The 1233-nt window shown below is 67.6% G+C and carries 2 protein-coding genes; both read left to right on the top strand.

All coding sequences use genetic code 11. The features are described 5' to 3' along the window. A partial coding sequence (locus FCI23_RS55780; RefSeq protein ID WP_169317510.1) for an RICIN domain-containing protein occupies positions 1 to 740 on the top strand: 740 nt, incomplete at its 5' end. 98 nt (positions 741 to 838) lie between these two features. Continuing rightward, positions 839 to 1233, top strand: a 395-nt coding sequence (locus FCI23_RS55785) for a COG1470 family protein (protein ID WP_456318827.1), incomplete at its 3' end; no start/stop codon positions are given.

Raw genomic sequence — 1233 nt, forward strand, 5'->3', positions numbered from 1 at the left:
GCCTCGCCGTCGGACTCACCATCGCCTGCGTCGCCCTCTGGTTCGCCTACCAACCGAACGTGACCAGCCTCGCCCAGGAAAAACTCCAGCAGACCGCCGCCACCACCATCCCCACCCCCGCAGCGTCCCTGACCCCGCCCGCACCCACCACAGCGGCGCCGCCCACGCCCGCGGCGCCCACCACCGCGGCCCAGACACAGGCCGCAAGCGGAAACGGCGGAGGCGGGGCACCGGCCACACCCAAGAAGACCCAGGACCCGGCGAGCGCCAAGAATGTGCTGCTCAAGAACACGACGACCGGGAAATGCGCCGACATACCCGGCGGCGACAAGGGGACGTCGGGCGGTGAGGTCGACGAGTTCACCTGCAACGGCACGAACCAGGACAACCAGCTCTGGAATCTCGAGGTGCGCTATCCGAAGGGCGGCCCCCACGACGCCAGTCTGTTCCAGATCCGCAATGTCAAGGACGACTACTGCATGGACCTGCCGAACGGCGGCGCCGAGCCGGCCCAGACCCACATAGATGAGTTCGCCTGCGACGGCACCAAGGCCGACAACCAACTGTGGTGGCTCGACAAGCAGTCGGACGGCGCCTACTGGATCCGCAATTACGCCAGCAATCACCTCTGCCTGGACGTATCCGGTTTCAGCACCGGCGGCGACGGTACCGTCCTCACCATCTACACCTGCAGCAACACCGACGACCAGGAGTGGACCATCGTCAAGGGACAGTCGTAGCGGTCTTCACCTCAGGGCAATCCCAGAGCGTCCTCAGGGGCATCATCCCTGCCTCGCCGACCCTGACGGAACCTCATCCGGGCCCGTAGCGTTGGCTGGTGAGCCTTTGGACCTCCCTCGAGCCCGCCTCCGCCACCGTGGACCCGGGCAGCACCACCACCGTACGGCTGCGGCTGCGCAACACCGGTGACGTCGTCGACGAGTACCGCTTCACACCGGTCGGCGACATCGCGCCCTACATCACCGTAGAACCGCCGACCATCCGGCTGTACCCGGGCACCACCGGCACCGTGCAGCTCACCTTCGCACCGCCGCGCACCCCCGACGCCACCGCCGGACCCAACCCGTACGCCGTCCAGATCGTGCCGACCGAGCACCCCGAGGCCACCACCGTCCCCGAGGGCAACCTCACCATCACCCCCTTCACCGAAATACGGGCCGAACTCGTCCCGCACACCGTCAAAGGACGCTTCCGGGGCCGACCCAAACTCGC

It is taken from the genome of Actinacidiphila oryziradicis, assembly GCF_005047355.1.
Taxonomy (GTDB): Bacteria; Actinomycetota; Actinomycetes; order Streptomycetales; family Streptomycetaceae; genus Actinacidiphila; species Actinacidiphila oryziradicis.